This window comes from Gordonia sp. LUNF6 (assembly GCF_047041125.1).
In the GTDB taxonomy this organism is placed as follows: Bacteria; Actinomycetota; Actinomycetes; order Mycobacteriales; family Mycobacteriaceae; genus Gordonia; species Gordonia sihwensis.
The window spans coordinates 1,754,937-1,779,318 of record NZ_CP178181.1 but is presented as its reverse complement, the minus strand read 5'-3'; the positions used below and the strand labels follow the sequence as shown (position 1 = coordinate 1,779,318).

Below are 24,382 nucleotides of genomic sequence, written 5' to 3'. Positions count from 1 at the left end.
CCGCGTGACGCAAGCAGCCTCGACACCCGCCCCGCAGCAGGACCGCTACAGCGAGCGCCTCATCGTCCCGTGGTGGTGGTGGCTCGCCGGCCTCGCCATCACCGCGATCTTCGGCTACGAGGTCCAACTCGCCGCCTACCGGGAGCCGTGGAGCGTCGTCGCCTATCCCGTCATCGCGGCCCTCATCGGCTGGGGACTGTATTCGATGGGGCGGACGCCCGTTCGCGTGGACGCGAACGGCTCGCTGCACGCGGGGAAGGCCATGCTGCCCAGCGAGGTGATCGCCCGCGGCGCCACGGTCTCGGCGGCGCAGCGCAGCGCGGCCATGGGCAGGCAGCTCGATCCGGCAGCGTTCGTACTCCATCGCACCTGGGTCAAGACGATGGTGCTCGTGGTGTTGGACGACCCCGACGACCCGACGCCCTACTGGCTCATCTCGACCCGCCATCCCGATCGGGTGCTGGCCTCACTGGGCATGGGTGACGCGGGCCGCGTCCCCGGTCAGGAACCCGCAGACCGCGAGCCCGGAGACGAGGGTCCCGGAGACGAAGGTCACGGAAAGGACGACGCCGCGCAGGGCTGAGCCCTACGCGGCGCACGGGGGTCGCGATTCACCGACCGCGGTCCGGGATCACCGGAGCCGCGGTCGGTTCGCGGCACAGGGGTGCATCAGGCGCAGTCGACGCAGATCATCTCGTTGCCGTGCTGTTCGGCGAGACGGTTGCGGTGGTACACGAGGAAGCAGCTCGAGCATGTGAACTCGTCATCCTGCTTCGGGACCACGCGCACCGACAACTCCTCGCCCGACAGGTCCGCGCCCGGCAGTTCGAACGATTCGGCGGTGTCGCCCTCGTCGACATCGACGTCGGCGGACTTCGCTTCATTGCGGCGAGCCTTCAGCTCCTCCAGCGAGTCCTCCGCGATGTCGTCGTCGTTGCTGCGGCGCGGAGCGTCGTAATCGGTTGCCATAGTGTGCCTAACCTGGGTTCTGTAGGTGTGGATGCGGATTGCTGTGGGAGAACACACTTGTGGCCTCGTTCCCCCGGCCCCCACATCGTCGCGCGATGATGTTGGGCGCCCGAATTCTAGGTGCACCTACCCCGGAAGTCAACCACTCGTCGAATGCGCCGGTCAGAGGCACCGAACTCGACTTATGAGGGCGCGCCGGACACCTTCCCGCACCGTCGTCGCGGAGCCCTCTACAGTGGTCGGCGACCCCTGATTCCGGAAGAAGGTGCTAGAGCGTCTTGGTCTCGAAGATCGCCACCGGCTACACCACCGATGTGAAGGGCCGTCCGTTCCGGCGCCGCCACCTGATGCCCGCCCTCATCGTCGTCGCGGTCCTCGCCGTGGCTGCCATCACCGCCTGGTCGGTCGCGCTGACCGGCGGCGGTGACGAGGCGCGCCCCACGGACTGCAACATGCCCGAGGCCGCGTCGCCGTCGGACCGCTCCGGGGCACCGGCGACGCCCCCGCCGAATCTGAAGCCGGTCAGCTCCACCGAGATGCTCAGCGTCGCGCCGGCGGGTCTGTCGACGTTCAAGGTGCGCGTCTTCAACTCCGCCGCGCCCCGCGGTTCGGCGCGTTCGGTGAGCGACGATCTCGTGGCCGAGGGGTTCACCCCCGGCGATCCCGCATACGCCGACGACACCGTCTACTCCGACCAGAATCTGCATTGCGTCGCTCAGATCCGATTCGGTCAGGCCGGTCAGGCGGGCGCGGCGGCGGTGTGGCTCGCCGCGCCGTGCGCTCAGTTGGTCGACGACGGCCGCACCGGTACCGACGTCGACCTCGCACTGGGCGAGTACTACACGCAGGGACGTCCGACTCAGGATTCGCAGGCCGCACTCGAGGCCCTGCGGTCGGTGGACCCGAAGAACCCGAAGACGGCGATCGATCGATCACTCATCGAAGCGGTGCACAACCAGGCCTGCTAGCGTTCACGGCACCGCCGCGGTCAGATGGCGGCGTCGGCGACCGCCTGATCGATCACCTGGAACAACAGATCGAAACTGGGTGCGGGCTGCATCTCGGCGGACCAGACCATCGCGGCGCGCAACGGCGGGATGTCGAGGGCCAGATCGATCGCCGCGACCTGCCCGCCGACCACCTCGAATCCGTCACGCGGCAGCAGCCCCACGGCCATGTCCGCGGCGATGAGCGGCAGCGCCGTCTGGAGAGTCGACACCTGCTGGATACGGGCGGGGGTCACGTCGTTCCGTCGCCAGAACTGATCGGTCAGCTCGTCGAGCCCGGGGAATCCCTGAATCGCCGCGGGCACGATCCACGTCTCCGACTCCAGATCACGCAGGCCGACGACATGCCGACCGCTTGAGACCACCAGGACCAGGGGCAGATCCACCAGGGATCGGACGTGGAGTCCGGGGAATGCGGAGGCCAGGCGGGAGACGTCCGCGGTGGCGACGAATCCGACGTCCGCCCGACCCTCCGCCACCATGCCGAGGACTCCGGCCGGGTCGGGATCGGAGAGTTCGACCGACACGTCCGGAGCGCGGGCCCGTTCGCCGAAACCAACCCGGAGCTGGTGAAAGCGTTCGTCCGGGCGGTCAACCGCGCCGATCTCGTCGCAGCGAAGGATCCCGCAGCGGTGGGCGCCGTGCTGGAGAAGTACGGAAAGCTGCCGCCACAGGTCTTCGCCAAGATGCGTCTCCCCGTCTACACGGACCAGATCAGCGCCGACGCTCTCCAGGGCACCGCGGACCTCATGAACCACCTCGGCTTCACCTCGAAGCCCGTCGATACGAAGGAGATGATCTGGCCGTGAGTCAGCTCGTCACCGTGACCGACTCCACCTCGGCCACGACCATGCACCGGCCGATCCGGCGATGGGTGCGGACGATCAACGCATCTGCCGAGTCCCGTCTCGGACGATTCCTCTACGGTGCCGGCGCCGTCGCCCTCGTCTTCGCCGTGTGGCAGGTGCTCTGGTCACTCGGCGTCCTGCCGGCCACCGCACTGCCCTCCGCAGGCCAGATGCTCGGCGCCTTCCTCGACCTGCTCGGATCGGGAGCCTTCTGGGCGTCCGTCTGGTCGACGGTGTCGATCGTGATCCTCGGTCTCGTGGTCATCATCGTCATCGCCGCGCCGCTGTCCATCCTCCTCGGCCTGTCGCGATTCGCCGAGGAATCGACCTGGCTCGTCGTGGAGTTCCTCAAACCCATCCCGCCGGTGGCCCTGATCCCGCTCGGTCTGCTGCTGTGGGGCCCGACGCCGGGAATGAAGATGGTCCTGATCGTGTTCGGCGCGATCTGGCCGCTGCTGACCCAGCTGGTCTACGGCGTCCGTGAGGTGAACGCCACCAGTCTCGACATGGCGCGCAGCTACCACCTCGGTTGGTGGCTCACCACGAGCCGAATCGTCATTCCGTCGATGACGCCGTTCGCGATGACCGGCTTGCGGATCGCGGCCGCCATCGCACTCATCATCTCCATCGTCACCGAGATGATCGGCGGCGCCGCAGGTCTGGGCCAGGACATCGTGGTCGCTCAGTCGGCGGGCGCGATCAAGGAGATGTACGCCCTGATCTTCGCCGCGGGCCTGCTCGGGCTCCTGGTCAACACCGTGTTCAAGGCAGCCGAGAAGCCGCTGCTGTTCTGGCACCCGAGTCACCGAGAGGAGGCGAAGTGATGAAGACCGGTCGTCTCTGGCGGGCGATCCTCCTTCGCGCCTGGCTGCCCGCCGCATTGGTTCTGACCTGGTGGTTCGCCTCGGCGACGAGTGAATCGCTGTACTTTCCCTCCCTGAAGACCATCCTCACCACGATGTGGGACGACCTGATCGTCCACGGCATGCGGACCGACGTGGTCCCCAGCGTGGAGAAGTTCCTCATCGGATTCCTCATCGCCGGCGCACTGGGGATAGTCTTCGGACTGCTGATCGGGCTGTCGCCGGTCCTGCGTGCCGCGTGCGAGCCGATCATCCAGTTCCTGCGCTCGCTGCCGCCTCCCGTTCTGCTGCCGATCGGCCTGCTGGTCTTCGGCATCGGTCCGGCGACGAACATCTCGATCATCGTCGTGGGTGCGGTCTGGCCGACCCTGCTCAACACCATCGACGGAGTTCGATCCCTCGACCCGCTCGTCGAGGACATGTCGCGGTCGTACCGACTGACGCTCCCGCAATACATCCGGTACGTTCTGCTCCCGCATGCCGGCCCCGCCATCTTCGCCGGCCTGCGCACCACTCTGCAGATCTCGATCATCCTGATCGTCGTCTCCGAGATGGTGGCGTCGACCAACGGCATCGGCTTCTACCTCCTGAACTCCCAGCAGACCTTCGCGGTCCCGGAGACCTGGGCGGGCACCGTTCTGCTCGGCCTGCTCGGATACCTCGCCAATCTCGTCTTCGTCCGCATCGAGAAGTACGTGCTGCGCTGGCAGTACGGCATGCGGGCCCTGAACGCAAAAGGATGATCATGTCTGTCGACGCCACCGAAACCGATGTCACCGCACCGACGACGCTCATGGAACTGCGCGACCTGCGCAAATCCTACGGCGATGTCCAGATCCTGGCCGGAATCGACTTCACCGTGCGCCGCGGCGAGTTCGTCTGCGTGGTCGGCCCCTCGGGCTCGGGCAAGACCACCCTGCTGCGGTGCATGGCCGGCCTGCTCGCACCCACCGACGGCGCCTGCCTGTTCGAGGGTGACACGGTGACCGGACCGCCCGCGAAGCTGGCCGTCGTCTTCCAGGACTACAGTCGCTCCCTGTTCCCGTGGCTGAGCGTCGCCGACAACATCGAACTTCCGCTGCGCCGCACGGTCCGCAAGGCCGAGCGCGCGCGCCGGATCGATTCGGTTCTCACTGCGGTGGGTCTGGCGGGCAAGCATGATCTGTACCCCTGGCAGATGTCGGGCGGCATGCAGCAGCGCGCGGCGATCGCCAGGGGCCTCGCATATCAGCCGGATGTGCTGCTGATGGACGAGCCGTTCGCCGCCGTCGACGCGCAGACCCGCATCGAACTCGAGGACCTGGTGCTGCGTGTGCGGAAGGACTTCGACACCACCATCGTCTTCGTCACCCACGACATCGACGAGGCCGTGTACCTCGGTGACCGAGTCATCGTCCTCTCCGGTGCTCCGACCCGAGTGACGCGGAACATCGACGTCGATCTACCGCAGCCACGGGACCAACTCGAGACCAAGACGCTGCCCGCGTACGCGAAGTACCGCACCGAGGTCTTCGAGCTCATCCAGGCCGCGCAGTCGCACGCGAGCATCGCCTGACCACCCGAAACGCCAGCAGGAGAAAGCCCTCTAGGAGAACGCCGCCATGACAACTCATCAGCCTCTCGACAACGCCCAGGCCACCGCCTATCGCACCCGGGTCACCCTGCTCGGCACCTCCGGCGGACCGCCGTGGTGGGACGGATCGGACCGCGCCGGCATTTCGACCGCGATCACGGTGAACGACTCGGTGTACCTGATCGACTGCGGTGAGGGGTGGGGTCCCCGGTACCGCAAGGCCGGTCTCGGCCCGGCCGGATTCCAGAAGGGTCTCGACGACCTCCGCGGCGTGTTCATCACCCATCACCACTCCGACCACATGGTCGACTATCCGAACCTGTTGCTCCTCGCCTGGCACAACGGTTCCGACGGTCTCCGGCAGCCGGTGCAGGTCTACGGCCCCGGCGATCGTCGCGTCCTGCCGCCGATCTTCGACGAGACCAATCGGGATCCGATCCCCGAGGTCTTCAATCCGGAGTCGCCGACACCCGGTCTCGAGGAGTCGACGGCCAGGCTGCTCCAGGCGTACGCCCTCGACATCAACGACCGGATGCGCGACAACGCCAAGCAGGATCTGCGCGAGATCTTCGAGTTCCACGACATCGTGCTCCCGGGAACGACCGGCGACGACCCCAACGGCGACCCGAGTCCGGCGATGGAACCGTTCGAGGTCTATGCGGACGAGAACGTCCGGGTGACCGCCATCCTCGTCGACCACCGGCCGATCTTCCCGGCCTTCGCCTTCCGCTTCGACACCCCGGACGGCTCGATCGTCGTCTCGGGCGACACCGGCGTGTGCAGCAATCTGGTGACGATCGCGGACGGCGCGGACATCCTCCTCCACGAGTGCATCGACATGGACTGGGTGGACTCCCTGCTCGGGCCGAACTCCGCCAGACCCGACCCCAACCTCATGCAGCACATGCTCGCTGCGCACACCGCGATCGAGGAGGTCGGCGCTCAAGCCGAGGCCGCGGGCGTCGACACCCTGGTCCTCACACACCTGGTGCCGGGCAATACGCCGGTCGAGAAGTGGCAGCAGGCGCAGCAGGGGTTCTCCGGCCACCTGGTGGTGGGAGAAGACCTCATGCATTTCGGTCTCGGCGAGCCCCGCTGAACCGCCCGCCGGCGCACGACCGCAGCACATCGCACAGGCATCAAATCTCACAGGAAGGCCAGATCATGGCTGTTTTCAACGACGGCATCGCCGCAACCGAGGTGCCCGAGGGGGACATCGTCGAGACCGATGTCCTGATCGTCGGTTCCGGACCCGGAGGCGCGTCGGCAGCGCTGTTCCTGTCGACGCTGGGCATCCCGAACATCGTGATCACCAAGTACCGCTGGACCGCGAACACGCCCCGAGCGCACATCACCAACCAACGCTCGATGGAGGTCTTCCGGGACATGGGCATCGAGGATCAGGTCCTCGCCGAGGCCACTCCCCACGAGTTGATCGGCGACACCGTCTTCTGCACGTCGATCGCAGGCGAGGAGATCGGCCGGATCCGAACCTGGGGCACCCGCCCCGACCGCGAGGCGACTACCGGCTCGCCTCGCCGTGCCTCACGGTGGACATCCCGCAGACCTACCTCGAGCCCATCCTGGTCCGCAACGCGACCGTCCGCGGAACGCAGACCCGCTTCTCCACCGAGTATCTCGGCCACTCGCAGGACGAGAACGGCGTCACCGTCGACGTGCGGGACCGTCTCACCGGCCAGGAGTACCGGATCCGCGCGAAGTACCTGATCGGGGCCGACGGCGCCCGCTCACGCGTGGCCGAGGACATCGGTCTGACGTTCGAAGGCGCGATGGACATCGCCGGATCGATGAACATCTCAAAGCCGACATCGCCTCCCTGGTTGACCATCGACCGAGTGTTCTCTACTGGGTGATCCAGCCCGGATCGAATGTCGGCGGCATCGGAACCGGACTGGTGCGCATGGTGCGCCCGTGGGACGAGTGGCTCATCGTATGGGGCTACGACATCAACCAGCCGCCGCCGGATCTGGACGACGAGATGGCCACCGGCATCATTCGCGACCTGCTGGGGGTGCCGGATCTCGAGCCGGAGATCACCGGCTACAGCCTGTGGGGCGTGAACGAGATGTACGCCACCGACCTGCAGAAGGGCCGGGTGTTCTGCGTCGGCGACGCCATTCATCGGCACCCGCCGTCGAACGGTCTGGGGTCCAACACCTCGGTGCAGGACTCGTACAATCTGGCCTGGAAGATCGCCGCGGTTCTGCGCGGGCAGGCGGCACCGTCGCTGCTCGATTCCTACACCGCCGAACGCGCCCCCGTCGCCGAACAGATCGTCACCCGGGCGAACAAGTCGGCGCGAGAGTTCTCCGACATGTTCACCGCACTCGGCGTCGTCGGTCTGGAGGGCGACGAGATGGCCGCCGCGATCGCCGAGCGGAAAGCCGACTCGCCGGCCGGTGAGGCGAAACGGGCTGCCCTCGTCAAAGCCATGAACACCAAGAACTACGAGTTCAACGCGCACGGGGTGGAACTCGGCCAGTTCTACCGTTCGGCTGCGATCGTCTCCGACGGCACCGAGCCGCAGCCGCCGGCCGGGCGTGAGGATCGCGATCTGTACTACGTCCCGTCCACGTCGCCGGGTGCACATCTGCCCCACGCCTGGGTCGGCGACAACGTCTCGCGCAAAGCGATGCTCGACCTGGCGCCGTACGATCGCTGGACCCTCGTCACCGGCGTCGCGGGCAGTCCGTGGACGCAGGCGGCCGACGCCGTCGCCCGCGAGCTCGGAGTACCTCTGGAAGCAGTCGTGATCGGTCCCGGCCGCGACGTGACCGATCTGTACTACGACTGGGCGAAGCTCCGCGAGGTCTCGGAGTCCGGGGCGCTCCTCGTGCGGCCCGACAAGCACATTGCCTGGCGCTCGAACCAGCTGCCCGACGACCCGACCCGCGAACTGTCGACGGCGATGCGAACGGTCTTGGGGCGCTGACGATGAGCTTCGACTTCATTCACGAGACGCTGCCGCAGCGCGTGGTGTTCGCGCGGGGCGACGCGCCGGGAGCCGTGGCCGCGGAGGTCGCGGCGGTCGGCGGCACTCGGGCCATGCTGATCCACTCCGGTCCGAGCGCCGAACAGGTGGAGGCCGTCGCCGCGCGGCTCCCGCTCGCGGTGCGGCACGACGACGTCGCCATGCACGTGCCGATCGAGGTCGCCGAGCGCGCCCGGGCCGCTGCCCGCACCGGTGACGTCGACGTCCTCGTCAGCGTGGGCGGCGGCTCGGCCACCGGCCTGGCCAAAGCCGTGGCCCTGCGCAGCGGTGTGCCGATCGTCGCCGTGCCGACGACCTACGCGGGCAGCGAAGCCACGAACGTCTGGGGGATGACCGATAACGGAGTCAAGACCACTGGAACCGACCGGCGCGTCCTGCCCACGTCGATCGTGTACGACGCGACCCTCCTGCAGTCCCTGCCCGCCGATCTCTCCGTCGCCAGCGGGCTCAACGCGCTCGCCCACTGCGTCGACTCGATGTGGGGCCCGCGCGCGGATCCGATCGACCGAGCGCTGGCCGAGGAGGGGATCCGCGGACTGCGAGCCGGGATGATCGGGCTGGTCGACGGCGCCGGAGGCCTCGACGCCATCGAGCAGACGCTCTACGGTGCGTACCTCGCGGCGGTGTCGTTCGCCTCGGCGGGTTCGGGCATGCATCACAAGATCTGTCATGTCCTGGGCGGGATGTACGACCTGCCCCACGCGCAGACGCACGCGGTGGTCCTGCCTCACGTGCTGGCCTTCAACGCGCCCGGCGCACCGGAGGCCGCCGCACGCATCTCTCGCGCGTTCGGCAGCCAGACCGCGGTCGCCGGTCTGGCCGCCCTGCGCCGCGCCGTGTCGGCGCCCCGCGCGCTCAAGGACTACGGCATGCCCGGAGAAGGTATCGCCGCAGCGGTCCCGCCCATTCTGGCAGCCATCCCGACGAACAACCCGAAACCCGTCAGCACCGACGACCTCACCGCGTTGCTCCGCGCGGCGTGGGAAGGAGACGAACCCCGATGACCACCATCCCCGACCACTCGAACCGCCCGATCTCCGAACGCCAACGGGCGGTCGAAGAGGACGTCGTACAGCGCGTCGTCCACTCCTTCGACGACTGCGCCGATCCGCGTCTGCGACGGGTGATGGTCTCGCTCGTCGAACATCTGCACGCCCTTCTCCGCGATGTGCGGCTGACCGAGGACGAGTGGCAGGTCGCCATCGACTTCCTCACCGACGCCGGTCACATCACCGATGACAAGCGACAGGAGTTCGTGCTGCTCTCGGACACGCTGGGCGCGTCGATGCAGACCATCGCCATCAACAACGAGGCCTACGGAGATGCGACCGAGGCGACCGTCTTCGGCCCGTTCTTCGTCGACGGAGCCCCCCGCATCGAACTCGGCGGCGACGTGGCGTTCGGCGCTGCGGGACAGCCGTGCTGGGTGGAGGGCACCGTCCGCGACGTCGACGGCGATCCGGTCCGCAACGCCAGGATCGAGGTGTGGGAGGCCGACGATGAGGGTCTCTACGACGTTCAGCACGACGACGGGCGCGTCGCGGCGCGCGCCCACCTGTTCACCGACGACGACGGCGGGTACCGGTTCTGGGGGATCAAGCCGACGCCGTATCCGATCCCCTACGACGGCCCGGTAGGCAAGATGCTGCAGGCCGTGGGCCGATCGCCCTACCGCGCCTCGCACCTGCACTTCATGGTCACCGCGCCGGGCTGCCGGCGCCTGGTGACGCACATCTTCGTCCGCGGCGACGAGCTGCTGGACCGCGACAGCGTGTTCGGAGTCAAGGATTCGCTGGTCAAGGATTTCATCGAGCAGCCGGCGGGCACACCGACTCCGGACGGCCGAGTGATCGACGGACCGTGGTCACGAGTGCGGTTCGACGTGGTGCTGGCGCCCGGAGCCGCAACCGACGAATGACGGGCCGGCCGGCGGTACGCGGGCTCAGTCGGGCAACGCGCGCAGCGCTCCGATCCGCTCGAGGACGTCGACGAACTCGTCGGCGATGCCGCCGGCTGCGGCGACCGTCACGTGGCCGTCGCTCGATCGCGAGTCCGCGGGCGGCAGGAGGACCGTCGCCCCGGCCTCCGCTGCGATCAGTCCGCCCGCCGCCCAGTCCCACGGGCTCAGTCCGTGCTCGATGTGGGCATCGGCGGCACCCGATGCCACCATGCACAGGTCCAGCGCCGCGGCGCCGACTCGCCGGATGTCGCGCACTTCGGGCAGCAGCTGCGCGATCAGCGCGCCCTGGCGCACGCGACGCTCGCGCGAGTACCCGAATCCGGTGGCCACGAGAGCCAGCCCGACGTCGGTGATCGGATTGCACGACAGTCGGATCGCGTCCGGCCCGAGTCCCGTCGCCCACGCTCCCCCGCCGGCGCTCGCCCAATACGTCACCCCGCGGGCGACGTCGACCACCGCGCCGGCCACCGAGCGTCCGTCGATCTGTGCCGCCACCGACACGGCGAACGCCGGTATCCCGTACAGGAAGTTCACCGTGCCGTCGATCGGGTCGACCACCCAGCGGACCCCGGTGGGGACGTCGACGGACCCGCCGTCCTCTTCGCCGAGGACCTCGTCGTCGGGCCGCTCGGCGCGCAGCAGGTTCCGGATCAGTGCCTCGGACTCCCGGTCGGCGACCGTGACCGGATCCGTCGGGGTCGACTTCGACTCGACCGAGCCGTCGGCGACCCTCGTGCCCGTCGGCGCGAACAGTTCCACCCGCCGCGTCCGGACGTGCTCGGCGGCCCGTTCGGCCACCCGCCGGGCGATCTCGGCGAGTTCGGCAGGCGCGGCCGTGGGCGTATCGATGGGATCGGACGGGGTGGAGAAGCCGGGAGACGTCACACCTAGAGTCTAGAGTTGCGAGTCTAGAGTGTCCGACGGGAGCACGGCGCAGGCCGTCTCCCGCCGCCATCGTCCACCGATCGAGCCTCGACCTGCCAAGAAGGGCGGACCGTACCGATGACCGACGCGCGATTCACCGTGCTTGCCTCCGACCGTTCGCCGAGTCCGTCATCCGACCTCGGCTTCGGCATCGACATCGGCGGCTCGGGAGTCAAGGGGGCGATCGTCGACCTTCGAACCGGACAGTTCGTGGGAGAACGCCACCGCATCGCCACCCCGCAGCCCGCCACCCCGGCCGCGGTCGCCGACACGGTCGCCGAGATCGTCGAGCACTTCGGCTGGACCGGCCCGGTCGGGCTGACCGTCCCGGGCGTGGTCCGGCAGCAGATCATGCGCAGCGCCGCCAACATCGACGAGTCGTGGAAGGGCACCGACCTGTATGCCTTGTTCAGCGACCGGCTGGGCGGGCGCCGCGTCACGGTGCTCAATGACGCCGACGCCGCCGGAATCGCCGAGTACCGGTTCGGCAGCGGTGTCGGCGACGCCGAGGGCACGGTGATCCTCCTGACCTTCGGCACCGGCATCGGTTCGGCGCTCCTGTACAACGGAACGCTCGTACCGAACACCGAGCTCGGCCATCTTGAGATCGACGGCAAGGAGGCCGAGCACCGCGCGTCGGCGAAGGTGCGCGAGGACCACGGGTGGTCGCTGGAGAAGTGGAGCAAGAAGGTCTCCAAAGTGCTGCGGCACTACGAGGCGATCTTCTCCCCCACCCTGTTCATCGCGGGCGGCGGGATCAGCCGCAAAGCCGATCAGTGGATTCCGCTGCTGACCAACCAGACCCCCGTCGTCGCTGCTGAGCTGCGCAACACCGCGGGAATCGTCGGCGCTGCGATCGCCGTCGACGAGGGTCTTTCGTTCTGATCGTCGGCCGCTCGTCGGGGGCGTGAGACCGGCATGCGCATGTGCTCGTCACGGCGATGTCGTTACAATGGAACACGTCGGTCTCGCACCGAGCCCTCAAGCCCCTTCGCCCACGGCGTCACGTCCTGTTCGGGACGCGCGCAGCCGTGCCGCCCGTGAGTTATGTCGAAAGGTTGTACGTGGCAACCACCAAGTCCACCGACGCAGCAGCCGAAGCCACCGGAGCAGAAGACGCCCCGGTAGCCAAGAAGGCGCCCGCCAAGAAGGCACCGGCCAAGAAGGCCGCCGCGAAGAAGGCGCCCGCCAAGAAGGCCGCCGCGAAGAAGACTGCAGCCAAGAAGACTGCGAAGAAGACCGCCGCCAAGAAGACGACGAAGAAGACCGCGGGCAGCAAGGCCGCCGATCCCACCGTCGAGGTGGACGAGACCGAACTCGACGGCGGCGAGGGCCTCGACGACGTCGACGACTCGCAGATCGATCTCGCCGACGCCGAACTGATCGTCGACGATGACGACGAGGCCGACGACGCGAAGCCGGCCAAGGCCGCGAAGGGCCGCGGCCGCGCGAAGAAGGACGACGAGCCCAAGCCGGACTTCGTCTGGGACGAGGACGAGTCCGAGGCGCTGCGGCAGGCTCGCAAGGACGCCGAACTCACCGCCTCGGCCGACTCGGTTCGCGCCTACCTCAAGCAGATCGGCAAAGTCGCCCTGCTGAACGCGGAGGAAGAGGTCGAGCTCGCCAAGCGCATCGAGGCGGGACTGTTCGCCACCGAGCGGCTGCGCCGGGTGATGGAGTCGGGCGAGAAGCTGTCGGTGGCGCAGCGGCGCGACCTGTCGTGGATCTCGCGTGACGGAAACCGTGCCAAGAACCACCTCCTCGAGGCCAACCTGCGGCTCGTGGTCTCCCTCGCCAAGCGGTACACCGGTCGCGGGATGGCCTTCCTCGACCTGATCCAGGAGGGCAACCTCGGCCTGATCCGCGCCGTCGAGAAGTTCGACTACACCAAGGGCTACAAGTTCTCCACGTACGCCACCTGGTGGATCCGGCAGGCCATCACCCGCGCCATGGCCGACCAGGCCCGCACCATCCGCATCCCGGTGCACATGGTCGAGGTCATCAACAAGCTGGGCCGCATCCAGCGCGAACTCCTTCAGGATCTCGGCCGTGAGCCGACGCCGGAGGAACTCGCCAAGGAAATGGACATCACGCCGGAGAAGGTGCTGGAGATCCAGCAGTACGCGCGTGAACCGATCTCGCTGGACCAGACCATCGGCGACGAGGGCGACAGCCAACTCGGTGACTTCATCGAGGACTCCGAAGCGGTGGTCGCGGTCGACGCGGTCAGCTTCACCCTTCTGCAGGACCAATTGCAGGACGTGCTCGACACCCTGTCCGAGCGTGAAGCGGGCGTCGTCCGGCTGCGCTTCGGTCTCACCGACGGTCAGCCCCGCACCCTCGACGAGATCGGCCAGGTGTACGGAGTCACCCGCGAGCGCATCCGCCAGATCGAGTCGAAGACGATGAGCAAGCTCCGGCATCCGAGCCGCTCCCAGGTGCTCCGCGACTACCTGGACTGAGCAGCAGGCCCCGCCCGGCAGATCGACGAACGCCGGCGAGTCGACCCCCACCCGTCCCGGGCGGCGTCGACTCGCCGGCGTTCTGCGTCGGGCTCCCCTACAGCGTGCGGATCCACGATCTGGTGTCGGCCGGGTCGATCACGTCGTCGAGTTCGAAGGTCGCCGCCGCGCTCAGGGCGCGTCCGCGCGCGTACATCGTCGCGACCAGTCGGTCGTACAGTTCGGTCCGCGCCCCGTCGTCCGGGGCCGCGGCGAGTTCCTTCGAGAAGCCGAGCCGCACGGCGCCCTCCAGACCCATGCCGCCGATCTCACCGGTCGGCCAGGCCACTGTGAACTGCGGCGCCCGGAAGCTCCCGCCCACCATCGCCATCGCGCCGAGTCCGTAGCCCTTGCGCAGGATCACCGCACCGAACGGCACGGTCAGTCGGGCGCCGACCGAGAAGAGGCGGGAGAAGCGGCGCACGGTGGCCTGCTCCTCCGATTCCGGCCCGACCATGAAACCCGGGGTGTCGCAGAACGAGACCACGGGGAGTCCGCGCAGCTGACACAGTTCCAGGAACTCGGCGAGTTTGTCGGCTCCGGCGGCGTCGATCGCGCCGCCGAGATGAAGGCTGCTGTTGGCGACGAATCCGAACGGCCGGCCCTCCACGCGCAGGAAACCGGTGACGATTCCGGGTGCGTGATCCGGGCGCAGTTCCAGAACCGAATCGACGTCCGCGACCGCCCTCACCGCGGCGTGCACGTCGTATGCCCGCAGCCGGTTCTCCGGTACCGCGTGGCGCGCCTGACGCCCGTCGGGGGCGGTCCACTCGTCCACCGCGCCCCGGAAGTAGCCCAGCACCTGCCGAGCGAGCCGGACGGCGTGCGCCTCGTCGTCGGCGACGAGGTCGACCACGCCGTTGCGGCGCTGCACGTCGATCGGGCCGATCGCCTCGGGCGGGTACTCGCCGAGCCCGCCGCCGGAGATCATCGCCGGACCGCCCATGCCGATGTTCGCGTCGCGGGTGGCGATGAGGATGTCGCAGGCGCCCGCCAGAGCCGCGTTGCCCGCGAAACACCGGCCGGACACCACGGCGATCGACGGTGCGCGATCGCGCACGCGGGCCATCGATCGGAAGGTCGACACATCCAGGCCCGCGACGATGTCGAGGTCGGTGTCGCCCGGACGGCCGCCGCCGCCCTCGGTGAAGAAGACGACGGGGATCTCCCGCTTGAGCGCGATGTCGAGCATGCGATCGGTCTTGGCGTGGTTGCGCCAACCCTGGGTGCCCGCGAGGACGGTGTAGTCGTAGGACATGACCACCGCGGCGGCACGGTCGGCACCGAAGGCGTCGGCGGCGATGGTCGCGATTCCGCCCACCAACCCGTCGGCCGGGGTGTTGGCGATCAGATCGTCCTCCGACCGCCGCGCCTTCTGCGCGGCGATGACGAGCCCGCCGTACTCGACGAAGCTGCCGGGATCGACCAGGTCGGCGATGTTCTCCCGTGCGGAGCGCCTGCCGATCCGATGGCGACGGGCGATCGCATCGGGGCGGGCCTCGTCCCGGGTGAGACGATGCCGTGCGTTCACCTCGTCGAGGTCGGCGCGGTTCCGGTCGAGGTCGTCGGCCGCGGTGTCGGCTGCGCCGCTCGCCGCAGCGTCCGGGCGGTAGACCACCAGAGGGGTGCCCGCGAGCACCGTCGCGCCTTCGGCCGCGAGCACCCGCATCACCCGCACCGAGGTCTCGGCGATCACCTCGTGCTGCATCTTCATCGCTTCGAGTACCGCCAGCGGCTCGCCGGCGGCGACCACGCGTCCCGGTTCGGCGACGTGGATGACGGTGGCGGTCAGCGGCGCGGCCACCGCCTGTTCGTCCTCGTCGAGGTCGGCGGCGACGGTCTGCCGCGCGCCGTCGTCGTCGCACGCGGGCAGCAGGTCGGCGAGCCTGCGGTCGAGGAAGCCGGTGTCGACCGGCCCCTGAGCGAACTCGGCGTCCGCGAGGATCGCCCGCAGCAGCCCGATGTTGGTCTGCGGCCCGTCGATGACGAACTCCGACAGCGCGCGGTCGGCTTTCGCGCAGGCCGACGAGAGAGTCGGCGCGCGGACGATGACCTTGGCGAGCAGGGAGTCGTACCGCAACGAGGTCTCCAGGCCGGGCGCGCCAAAGGTGTCGACGCGGACGCCGGGTCCGGTCGGCGGCGTGAAGGCGTCGAGCCTGCCCGCTGTCGGCATCGCCGAACCGTCGGCGCTCATCGTCTCGAGGTTGACGCGCATCTGCACCGCGCAGGCAGTCGTGGGCGGGATCGTGGCCAGACCGCAATCGGCGAGCCGGCCCCCGCCGGCCAGGGTCAGTCCGATCGCCACCAGATCCAGACCGGTGACCTCCTCGGTGACCGTGTGTTCCACCTGGATGCGGGGATTCACTTCGAGGAACACCGCGCGCGACCCCTGCACCAGGAACTCGACCGTCGCGAGCCCGCGGTACCCGGCCGCCGCGACCAGTCGCGCGGCGTCGTCGTGCAACCGAGTGCGCAAGCCGTCGCCCAGTCCCGGTGCGGGCGCCACCTCGATGAGTTTCTGTCGACGGCGCTGGACGCTGCAGTCGCGGTCGCCGACCGCCACCGCCTCAGCGCCGTCGCCGACCACCTGCACCTCGATGTGCCGACCGCCGGTGAGGAGTTCCTCGGCGAACACCCGCCCGTCGCCGAATCCGAGTTCGGCCTCGGCGACCGCGGACCGGAACGCGGCGTCCAGATCGGCGTCGCCGGTAACGGGACGCATCCCGCGCCCTCCGCCGCCGGCGAGCGCCTTGAGCATCACACCGCCGGGGCATCGTCCCGCGAACTCCCTGATCCGCGCGAGATCGGCGGCGCCGTCGGTCGCGGCGAGCACATCGAGCCCGCATTCGACGGCGGCCGCGCGCGCGGCCTGCTTGTCGCCGAAACGCCGCAGTACCTCGGGTGCGGGGCCCGCGAACGTGATGCCCGCGTCCGCGCACGCCTGCGCGAAGTCGGCGTTCTCCGACAGGAAGCCGTAACCCGGATGCACGGTGTCGGCACCCGTCCGGATCGCGGCGCTGCACACCGCGTCGATGTCGAGATACGCGGCCGGGCCCTCACCGGGCAGTCCGACGGCCTCGTCGGCGGCGGCGACGTGCGGTGTGGCGGCGTCGTCCGGTGCGTACACCGCGACGGTGTACACGCCCATCTCGCGGGCGGTGCGGATGATGCGCAGGGCGATCTCGCCCCGATTGGCGATCAGCAGCTTCATGCCGCGCCCCCGGTCGTCGCCGCGGCGCGCTCGAGGAGTTCGCCCTTGCGGACCTTGCCGGTGGCCGTCATCGGCAGCGCGTCGACGACGATCACCTCCGGCACCTTGTAGGTCGCGAGGTTCTCCCTCGCCCAGGCCACCAGCGACCGCTCGTCCGGGCCGTTCTCGGTGACCACGACGAAGGCGACCGGGACCTGCCCCCTGTCGGGGTCCGGCCGAGGAACCACCGAGATCGCCTCGATCCCCTCGTGGCGGCGCATCAGTGCCTCGACCTCCGACGGGAACACACTCATGCCGTTGATCTTGATCATCTCCTTGGTCCGCGCCAGGTAGTGCAGCGCACCCCACTCGTCGAAGCGGCCGAGGTCGCCCGTGTACAGCCACCCGTCGCGGAGCGCGTCGGCGGTGGCCCGGGGATCGTCGAGGTAACCGCTCAGGATCGACGGACTCCGGACGATGATCTGGCCGACCTCGCCGACCGGCAGCGGACGGCCGTCGTCGTCGACGACCAGGATGTCGGTTCCGGGAACCGGCAGACCGCAGAACACCGGATCGGCGAGCAGATCGCGGTCGCCGTCCTGGAAGCCGAGGGTGAACGTGTCGGCGGTGTGCGTCTCGGTCATGCCGTAAGAGGCCTCGCGCAGGACCGATCCGACCGCGGCCCGCCATCGGGCCCGGATCGGCGGATCGAGCCGGGTCACGAACGACACGGCGAGAGTGGACCTCAATGAGCGCAGCGCAGCCGGGTCCAGGCCGGGCAGGTCGAGGATCTCCAGGTAACTGTCGACGGTGGCCACGAGGTCGGTGACACCGTAGGCGGCCACCTGGTCGACGACCGTTGCGGCGTCCCACCGGGTCAGCAGCACCACCCTTTGGCCGTTGATCAGCGGCTTGATGATGCCGAAGTCCTCGCCGGCGATCCAGAAGACGGGCAGGAAGTTCATCGAGACCGCGTCCGCATCGCCCAGGCCGGTTCCGCCGGCGAGGGTGGCCGTGGCGGCCGTGTACGCCATGTGCCGCTGCGTGTGTTCGCACCCCTTCGGCATACCGGTGGTGCCGCCCGTGTAGTTCAACGCCGCGAGCACGTCCGGATCGGCCGGGCGCACCTGCGCGCGCGGGGCGCGCATGATCTCGGCCCAGTCCGACGCGGTCGACGACGGATGTGCGCGCATGTCGTCCAGTGCCGTCGTCGCGACCAGTCGCACCGGGGTGCGGGCACGCACCGACTCGACGAGGTCGCGCTGCTCGGGTGAGGTGAGCAGCACCGTCACGTTCGCATCCGTGAGCTCGTGCTCGAGCTCGAAGCCTTTGAACAGCGGGTTCACCGGAACATGGACAGCGCCGAGCTTGAGCACGCCGAGCATCGCGATGTGGAACTGCGGGCAGTTGGCGAGGTGGATTCCGACCCGGTCCCCCGCCCGAACGCCCACCGACTCGAGCCAACCCGCGAACCGGTCCGAGAACTCGTCGTACTCCGCATAGGAGACGTCGCGGTCGTAGAAGGTGATCGCCGGCGCGTCGGGACGGAGTGCGGCCCAATGCCGCAGGTGGTCGACCATCGTCGGACGTCCGGCCGGGTACTCGAATTCTCGGGGCACGGCGGCAGGCCAATTCGCCAGCTGCCGGGCCGCGAGCTCCGCGGCCGCCGCCTCGAGAACCGCTGCCGGTGGCGTCTGTGTGCTGTCGGTGGCCCGGACGTCAGCCGGCGTGCTCTGTGGGGACATGGGTGGAACTGCTCCTGTTCGGGGTGGCCCGCTACGGGGCCGGGTGGTCGTCGGTCAGTCCGAGCAGACGCTCGGTGACCGCGATGATGTCGAGGACGAACCGCTCCTTGGCCTCCTCATCCGCCCCGGCGAGCCGCTTGGCGCCGTGGTGGATGGCGTCGCCGATGATCTGCACCAGTCGTTCCGGCTCGATCGCCGGATCGAGGGTTCCGCCGGGAAGGTTCCGGAGGAATCGCGCGTAACCGCGGATCCGGCGGTCGGCTCCCGAGGTCCAGATCTCGGCGACCTCCGGCCGCACCGACGCGGTGACGTCGATCAGCCCGACGATGCCGCCCATCGAGAAGATGGCGTCCAGGTACGCGCGAGTGGTCGCGGCGAGGATCTCGCGTGCACCGGCGTCCTCCAGCCCGGTGAGGCTCTGCGTCACGTTCAGCTCGTCTGCCAGCTTCTCCACCAGGGCCAGGAAGACCTCGTCCTTCGATCGGAAGTAGGCGTAGAACGTGGGGCGCGAGGTGTGCGCGCGGTTCGCGATCATCTCGACGGTGACCGCGGAGTAGCCGAACTCGTCGAAGCACTCGGCGGCGGCGGCGAGGAGTTGGTTGCGGCGGGCTGCTCCGGCGTCCTTGCGGCTGGCACGGGCACGCTCTTGAGTGGTGCTCACTGTGACAGTCTGCTGTGACACGGTCGGCCTTTCAAGGACGCCGGAGCGCCGTCAAGCGGCGGCCGGCACGCCCGGCACCGCCTCCGGATCGGTGCGGACGGCCGCACCGTTGGTCTCCGGCAGCCGCCAGGCGCAGACCACGGTGACCAGTGCCATCGCCGCCAGATAGATCGACACTCCGGTGGTCGACGCCGTCTCGGCGATGATCCAGGTCATGACGAGCGGGGCGACGCCGGAGACGGCGACGGCGGCGATCTGGTAGCCGAGTGAGGCGCCGGAGTAGCGCAGCCGGGGCTCGAACAGTTCGGCCATGAAGGCGGCGAGCGGTCCGTACGTCAACGCCTGCCCGATGCTGCTGATCATCATCGCGAAGAAGAGGAGAACGCCCGATGCGGAGTTCGCGAGCCAGAAGAACGGGAACGCCCACAGGAGCAGCACGCCGCCGCCGAGCAGGATCAACGGTCGGCGGCCGATCGAATCGGACGCCTTACCCGCCCACGCGATCACCACGGGCATCAGGACGGAGACCACCATGATGGCGGCGAGGACGGTGGTCCGGTCCATGCCGAGGCCGTTGTCCGCCGCGGACTTGGTGCCGTAGGCCAGGAATCCGGCGATCGCCACATAGAAGGCCGAGTTGGTCGCTGCCAGCAGCCCCGCGCCGAGCAGGATCTTGCGCCAGTGGAAGCGGATGGCCTCCGACAGCGGTGCCTGGGCGATCTGTTCGGTATCGCGCCTGGCCGCGGCGGTCTCCTGCAGTCGACGGAACTCCGGTGAGTCCTCGACCTTGAAGTGGATGTACAGCACCAGCGGGATGAGGGCGGCACTGGCCCAGAACGGGATCCGCCAGCCCCAGCTCAGGAAGGCCGCATCCGACGTCGAGGCGTTGACGATGATCATCGCCAGGTTGCCCATCACCAGACCCAGCGGCACTCCCATCTGACCGAACGTCCCGGCGAATCCGCGGCGCTTGGGGCCTGCCGATTCGGTGAGCAGCAGGACGATGCCGCCCCACTGGCCGCCGCACGCGAGCCCCTGGATGAATCGCAGGGTCACGAGGAGGATCGGCGCGGCCGAGCCGATCGCGGCCGCCGACGGCAGGCATCCGATCAGGAAGGTCGCCAGTCCCATCGAGATCAGGCAGGCCAGGACCATCGGCTTGCGGCCGATCCTGTCGCCGAAGTGGCCGGCGAGGATGCCGCCCAGCGGGCGGGCGATGAATCCGACCGCGAAGGTGCTGAACGCGAGCAGGGTGCCGACCAGCGCCGAGGCGTCCGGGAAGAAGATCTTCGGAAAGACGAGCGCCGCTGCGGTGCCGTAGACGAAGAAGTCGTACCACTCGATGGAGCTTCCGAACAGACCGGCGGCCAGCAGTTTGCGGTGCGCGGACAGTTCCTCGGTCCCCTGCGCTGCCACCGCACCAGTTGGATTTCTCATGACCCTCCTCGGCCTCGAAGTGTGATGCGTGACACTCATCATGCTTTACATTGACGTCAACGTCAATGCCTGAACGCCCAGCGCGAGCGTCCGAGGAGACGACCGTCGTGCACAGCTAGAACGCGCCGTCGGCGGACGTGGTCACGTCCGCCGACGGCGCGTCTCGTCGCCTCCGGTTCGCCGAGGTCAGGCGGGCAGATCGGCGAGGATCGTCAGCGCCGCCCGATGCCGTCCGGGAGTACCGAGAGCGATCTGATCGGCTTTCGCCCGCTTGAGGTAGAGGTGCGCGGGATGCTCCCAGGTCATTCCGATGCCGCCGTGCAACTGGACGGCTTCCTCGGCGGCCCGGACGGCGTGGTCGCCGCAGTAGGCCGCCGCGACCGCCGTCGTCAGCGCCGACTCGTCAGAGTCCACTCCGAGATCGGTCGAGACGACCGCAGCTGCGCGCGCCGCCGCCGAGGCCTGTTCGGTGTCCGCGTACAGGTCCGCCAGCCGGTGCTTGATCGCCTGGAAGCCACCGACGACGCGCCCGAACTGGCGTCGCTGCCTCAGGTAAGCCACGGTTTCGGTGACACACCACCGCGCGATGCCCGCTTGTTCGGACGCCAGCAGGGCCGCGCCCATCGCGAGACCGGAGCGGACCGCCGCCGCGCCGTCGTCCGACACACGCCTCCCCTCGGCCCCGTCGAACTCGAGGTCGCTGACCGGTCGGGTCATGTCGAGCGACGTGACCGGCGTGACCACGACCGACTCCGACGGCACCGCATACAGGGCGCCGTCCGAACCGGGAACCAGGAAGACATGGGCGTCCTCGGCGCCGGCCACGCTCTGCACCCGCCCGGACAGGCGCGCGTCGGCCGCCGCCACCCTCGCGATGACCGAATACGGATCGGCGGAGAACGGGACGGCGAGCGCGGCGACGACGGATCCGTCGGCCAGCCCCGGGAGCAGTTCGGTGTCGCCCGCCTCCTCGAGCACGGTGGTCGCGATCACGGCGCTGGTGAGCATCGGGGTGTGCGCCGGTATCGCACCGAGTTCCTCGAGGACCACCGCCGCCACCGCCGGGGTGGCTCCGGCACCGCCGTGCTGCTCACCGATCGACAGGCCCGCGAGCCCCAGTCCGGCCATCTCCCGCCAGAGGTCGGGCGGCGCGGCGCCGTCGTAGGCGGCGATGAGGGCGTCCGTGCTGACTCGCCGGGACAGCAGATCGCGCACGGCGGCCCGCAGATCCTCCTCCGCCTCGTCGGTCACCAGGTGCGGCACGTAGTCCGCCGCGACGCTCATCTCGGCACGTCCTTCCATGGAATGTCCTTGTCGACTCGGTGTTCGGGCGGCAGTCCGAGGATGCGTTCGGCCACGATGTTGCGCAGGATCTCCGATGTCCCGCCCTCGATCGAGTTGCCCTTGGCTCGCAGGTACCGGTAGCCCGCGTCGCGGCCGAAGAAGTCGACGCGCTGCGGCCGGACCATCGTCCAATCCGAGTAGCGCAGTCCCTCGGCGCCGAGGATCTCCAGTTCCAGCCCGGACAGTTCCTGGTTGATGCGTGCGAACGAGAGTTTCATCGCCGCTCCCTCCGGACCGGGCTGCCCGGAGGCGAGCTTCTGGCCGAGCCGGACGCCGGTGAGACGAGCCACCTCGGAATCGACCCAGAGCTTCAGCAGTTCGCCGTGCAGTTCCGGGGTACGCAGGTCGGGGCGGTCGCGCCAGGTCCGCGCGACCACGCCGATCATCCCGTCCTCACGCCGGGCGGCCCGGCCCCCGATCGCCACCCGTTCGTTGTTCAGGGTCGCATTGGCGACTTCCCAGCCCTGACCGATCTCCCCCAGCCGCTGGCTGTCCGGGATGCGCACGTCGGTGAGGAAGACCTCGTTGAACTCCGCCTCGCCGGTGATCTGGCGCAGCGGCCGGACGTCGACGCCGGGGTCGGTCATATCGCACAGGAAGTACGTCAGTCCGCGGTGCTTGGGCACATCGCCGTCGGTGCGGGCGACGAGGATCGCCATTCGGGCGTTGTGCGCGCCCGAGGTCCACACCTTCTGCCCGTTCACCACCCACTCGTCGCCGTCGCGGACGGCTCGGGTGGCCATGGCCGCCAGGTCGGAGCCGGCCCCGGGTTCGCTGAACAGCTGGCACCACACCTCCTCGCCGGTCCAGAGCGGGCGCAGGTAGCGGTCGAGCTGCTCGGGTGTGCCGTAGCGCAGGATCGTCGGCGCGGCCATGCCCAGGCCGATGCCGTTGACCTCGCTCCGGTTTCCGGGTGCGCCGGCCTCCGCGAAGAGTCGGTCCACCTCGGGCTGAAGCGACCGCGACAGCCCCAGTCCGCCGCGGCCCACCGGGTACGCCACCCAGGCCAGACCCGCGTCGTACCGGGCTCGGAGGAACTCCAGCGGATCGGTGGTCGCGGGATCGTGTGCGGCCAGGAAGTCCGCCACCGTCCGCGCGAGATCGGCCGCCGCGGTCGCCTCCGTCATCAGCGAGTCCCCTGCCTGCGGAGTTCGGCGCGCGCGAGGGAATTCTTGTGCACCTCGTCCGGACCGTCGGCGAACCGCAGCGTCCGGATGCCCGCGATGTAGTTGGCGAGCGGGAAGTCCTGGGAGAGTCCGCCGGCGCCGTGCGTCTGAATCGCCTTGTCCAGGATCCACTCGACCGTCGACGGGGTGGCGATCTTGATGGCCTGGATCTCGGTGTGGGCGCCGCGGTTGCCGACGGTGTCCATCAGCCACGCGGTCTTCAGGACCAACAGCCGCAACTGCTCGATCTTGACCCGCGATTCGGCGATCCAGTTGCGGATCACACCTTGTTCGGCGAGCGGTTTGCCGAAGGCGACGCGGCTCGCGGCTCGCCGGCACATCATCTCCAGCGCACGCTCGGCCATGCCGATCGACCGCATGCAGTGGTGGATGCGGCCCGGTCCGAGCCGGCCCTGAGCGATGGCGAATCCGTCGCCCTCCGCCCCGATCAGGTTCGCCGCCGGGACGCGCACGTCGGTGAACCGCAGTTCGGCGTGGCCGCCGTGATCGTGGTCGTCGTAGCCGAGCACGTGCATCCCGCGCACCACCTCGAAGCCCGGGGTGTCGCGCTCGACGAGGATCATCGACTGCTGCGCGTGCCGCTCCGCGGACGGATCGGTCTTCCCCATCACGATGAAGATCTTCGCGTTGGGGCTCATGGCACCGGTGATCCACCATTTGCGCCCGTTGATGACGTACTCGTCACCGTCGCGGACGATCGACAGTTCGATGTTGGTCGCGTCCGAGCTGGCGACATCCGGCTCGGTCATCGCGAACGCCGAGCGGATCTCGCCGTTGAGCAGCGGGGTCAGCCATTTGCGCTGCTGCTCGGCGTTCGCGTACTGGGCCAGGACCTCCATGTTGCCGGTGTCGGGCGCGGCACAGTTGAGTGCGGCGGGGGCCAGCCCGGGGCTGCGGCCGGTGATCTCCGCCAGCGGCGCGTACTGCAGATTGGTCAGTCCCGCCCCGTGTTCGCCCGGCAGGAACAGATTCCACAGTCCGCGCCTGCGGGCCTCGGCCCGCAGTTCGGCGAGGACCGGCACGCTGTCCCAATCCCACGGGTCCTCGAGCGCGGCCAGCTGCTCGGCGAACACCGGCTCGGCCGGGTACACGAACTGATCCATGAACTCCAGGAGGTTCTCCCGCAGTTCCTCGGTCTTCGCGTCGAACTCGAAATCCAT

General features: G+C 69.0%; 21 protein-coding genes and 1 pseudogene. 12 read left to right on the top strand and 10 right to left on the bottom strand.

The features are described 5' to 3' along the window. Nucleotides 1-4: 4 nt before the first annotated feature. Nucleotides 5-583 carry a DUF3093 domain-containing protein gene (locus tag ACK8HH_RS08335; protein ID WP_045539890.1) on the top strand — a complete coding sequence of 193 codons (579 nt, stop codon included), beginning with the start codon at nt 5-7 and terminating at the stop codon, nt 581-583. 86 nt (nt 584-669) lie between these two features. Here ACK8HH_RS08335 and ACK8HH_RS08330 read toward each other — a convergent pair whose 3' ends face one another. Further along, nucleotides 670-969 (bottom strand): DUF4193 domain-containing protein, encoded by a 300-nt coding sequence (locus tag ACK8HH_RS08330; protein WP_006896337.1) that lies wholly within the window; start codon nt 967-969, stop codon nt 670-672. Between the two features lie 278 nt (nt 970-1,247). Here ACK8HH_RS08330 and cei point away from each other — a divergent pair, with 278 nt between their 5' ends. After that, nucleotides 1,248-1,937, top strand: coding sequence for an envelope integrity protein Cei (gene cei, locus ACK8HH_RS08325; protein WP_062366870.1), 690 nt, complete (start codon nt 1,248-1,250; stop codon nt 1,935-1,937). Nucleotides 1,938-1,957: 20 nt separating this feature from the next. Here the strand turns inward: cei and ACK8HH_RS08320 are convergent, their stop codons facing one another. Continuing rightward, entirely contained in the window at nt 1,958-2,581 is a 624-nt protein-coding gene (locus ACK8HH_RS08320) for a LysR substrate-binding domain-containing protein (RefSeq protein WP_412475726.1), read from the bottom strand. On the opposite strand from ACK8HH_RS08320, the gene ACK8HH_RS08315 reads away from it, so the two are divergent. The 8 genes and pseudogenes from ACK8HH_RS08315 to ACK8HH_RS08280 all read left to right on the top strand — a co-directional run bounded on the left by ACK8HH_RS08315 (nt 2,546) and on the right by ACK8HH_RS08280 (nt 10,191). Continuing rightward, complete coding sequence (locus ACK8HH_RS08315) at nt 2,546-2,785, top strand: hypothetical protein (RefSeq protein ID WP_039867362.1); 240 nt, start codon at nt 2,546-2,548, stop codon at nt 2,783-2,785. The genes ACK8HH_RS08320 and ACK8HH_RS08315 overlap by 36 nt on opposite strands. Then, nucleotides 2,782-3,648, top strand: coding sequence for an ABC transporter permease (locus ACK8HH_RS08310; RefSeq protein WP_412475683.1), 867 nt, complete (start codon nt 2,782-2,784; stop codon nt 3,646-3,648). Before ACK8HH_RS08315 ends, ACK8HH_RS08310 begins: the two co-directional genes overlap by 4 nt. Continuing rightward, complete coding sequence (locus ACK8HH_RS08305) at nt 3,648-4,430, top strand: ABC transporter permease (protein WP_412475682.1); 783 nt, start codon at nt 3,648-3,650, stop codon at nt 4,428-4,430. Before ACK8HH_RS08310 ends, ACK8HH_RS08305 begins: the two co-directional genes overlap by 1 nt. A gap of 2 nt (nt 4,431-4,432) precedes the next feature. Continuing rightward, complete coding sequence (locus tag ACK8HH_RS08300) at nt 4,433-5,242, top strand: ABC transporter ATP-binding protein (RefSeq protein WP_412475681.1); 810 nt, start codon at nt 4,433-4,435, stop codon at nt 5,240-5,242. A gap of 46 nt (nt 5,243-5,288) precedes the next feature. Then, nucleotides 5,289-6,359 (top strand): MBL fold metallo-hydrolase, encoded by a 1,071-nt coding sequence (locus ACK8HH_RS08295; protein ID WP_006896330.1) that lies wholly within the window; start codon nt 5,289-5,291, stop codon nt 6,357-6,359. 65 nt (nt 6,360-6,424) lie between these two features. After that, a pseudogene (locus ACK8HH_RS08290) lies at nt 6,425-8,213 on the top strand (FAD-dependent oxidoreductase). A 2-nt stretch (nt 8,214-8,215) separates the two neighbouring features. Then, nucleotides 8,216-9,277, top strand: coding sequence for a maleylacetate reductase (locus ACK8HH_RS08285; protein ID WP_412475680.1), 1,062 nt, complete (start codon nt 8,216-8,218; stop codon nt 9,275-9,277). Continuing rightward, entirely contained in the window at nt 9,274-10,191 is a 918-nt protein-coding gene (locus ACK8HH_RS08280) for a dioxygenase (protein WP_412475679.1), read from the top strand. The genes ACK8HH_RS08285 and ACK8HH_RS08280 overlap by 4 nt, the downstream gene beginning before the upstream one ends. A gap of 24 nt (nt 10,192-10,215) precedes the next feature. On the opposite strand, the gene ACK8HH_RS08275 is transcribed toward ACK8HH_RS08280, so the two are convergent. Beyond that, nucleotides 10,216-11,118 (bottom strand): inositol monophosphatase family protein, encoded by a 903-nt coding sequence (locus ACK8HH_RS08275; RefSeq protein ID WP_006896325.1) that lies wholly within the window; start codon nt 11,116-11,118, stop codon nt 10,216-10,218. 117 nt (nt 11,119-11,235) lie between these two features. On the opposite strand from ACK8HH_RS08275, the gene ppgK reads away from it, so the two are divergent. Further along, the gene (gene ppgK, locus ACK8HH_RS08270) at nt 11,236-12,042 is read left to right on the top strand and encodes a polyphosphate--glucose phosphotransferase (RefSeq protein ID WP_006896324.1); all 807 of its coding nucleotides are present in this window, start codon (nt 11,236-11,238) and stop codon (nt 12,040-12,042) included. Nucleotides 12,043-12,221: 179 nt separating this feature from the next. After that, nucleotides 12,222-13,619 (top strand): RNA polymerase sigma factor, encoded by a 1,398-nt coding sequence (locus tag ACK8HH_RS08265; protein ID WP_062366856.1) that lies wholly within the window; start codon nt 12,222-12,224, stop codon nt 13,617-13,619. Nucleotides 13,620-13,716: 97 nt separating this feature from the next. Here the strand turns inward: ACK8HH_RS08265 and ACK8HH_RS08260 are convergent, their stop codons facing one another. From ACK8HH_RS08260 to ACK8HH_RS08230, 7 genes are all read right to left on the bottom strand, one after another. Next, a complete protein-coding gene (locus ACK8HH_RS08260) occupies nt 13,717-16,869 on the bottom strand; it encodes a carboxyl transferase domain-containing protein (protein WP_412475678.1) in 3,153 nt (1,050 codons plus the stop codon). Further along, on the bottom strand, nt 16,866-18,593 hold the full coding sequence (locus ACK8HH_RS08255) for an AMP-binding protein (RefSeq protein ID WP_006896321.1): 1,728 nt from the start codon (nt 18,591-18,593) through the stop codon (nt 16,866-16,868). Before ACK8HH_RS08255 ends, ACK8HH_RS08260 begins: the two co-directional genes overlap by 4 nt. A 31-nt stretch (nt 18,594-18,624) precedes the next feature. Beyond that, a complete protein-coding gene (locus ACK8HH_RS08250; RefSeq protein WP_101841579.1) occupies nt 18,625-19,254 on the bottom strand; it encodes a TetR/AcrR family transcriptional regulator in 630 nt (209 codons plus the stop codon). A 51-nt stretch (nt 19,255-19,305) separates the two neighbouring features. After that, nucleotides 19,306-20,691: an MFS transporter gene (locus ACK8HH_RS08245; RefSeq protein WP_006896318.1), complete on the bottom strand. Its 1,386-nt coding sequence runs from the start codon at nt 20,689-20,691 to the stop codon at nt 19,306-19,308. Between the two features lie 186 nt (nt 20,692-20,877). Then, nucleotides 20,878-21,993, bottom strand: a complete 1,116-nt coding sequence (locus ACK8HH_RS08240; protein ID WP_412475677.1) for an acyl-CoA dehydrogenase family protein — start codon at nt 21,991-21,993, stop codon at nt 20,878-20,880. Then, nucleotides 21,972-23,162, bottom strand: a complete 1,191-nt coding sequence (locus ACK8HH_RS08235; RefSeq protein WP_412475676.1) for an acyl-CoA dehydrogenase family protein — start codon at nt 23,160-23,162, stop codon at nt 21,972-21,974. Before ACK8HH_RS08235 ends, ACK8HH_RS08240 begins: the two co-directional genes overlap by 22 nt. Then, complete coding sequence (locus tag ACK8HH_RS08230) at nt 23,162-24,382, bottom strand: acyl-CoA dehydrogenase family protein (RefSeq protein WP_006896315.1); 1,221 nt, start codon at nt 24,380-24,382, stop codon at nt 23,162-23,164. Before ACK8HH_RS08230 ends, ACK8HH_RS08235 begins: the two co-directional genes overlap by 1 nt.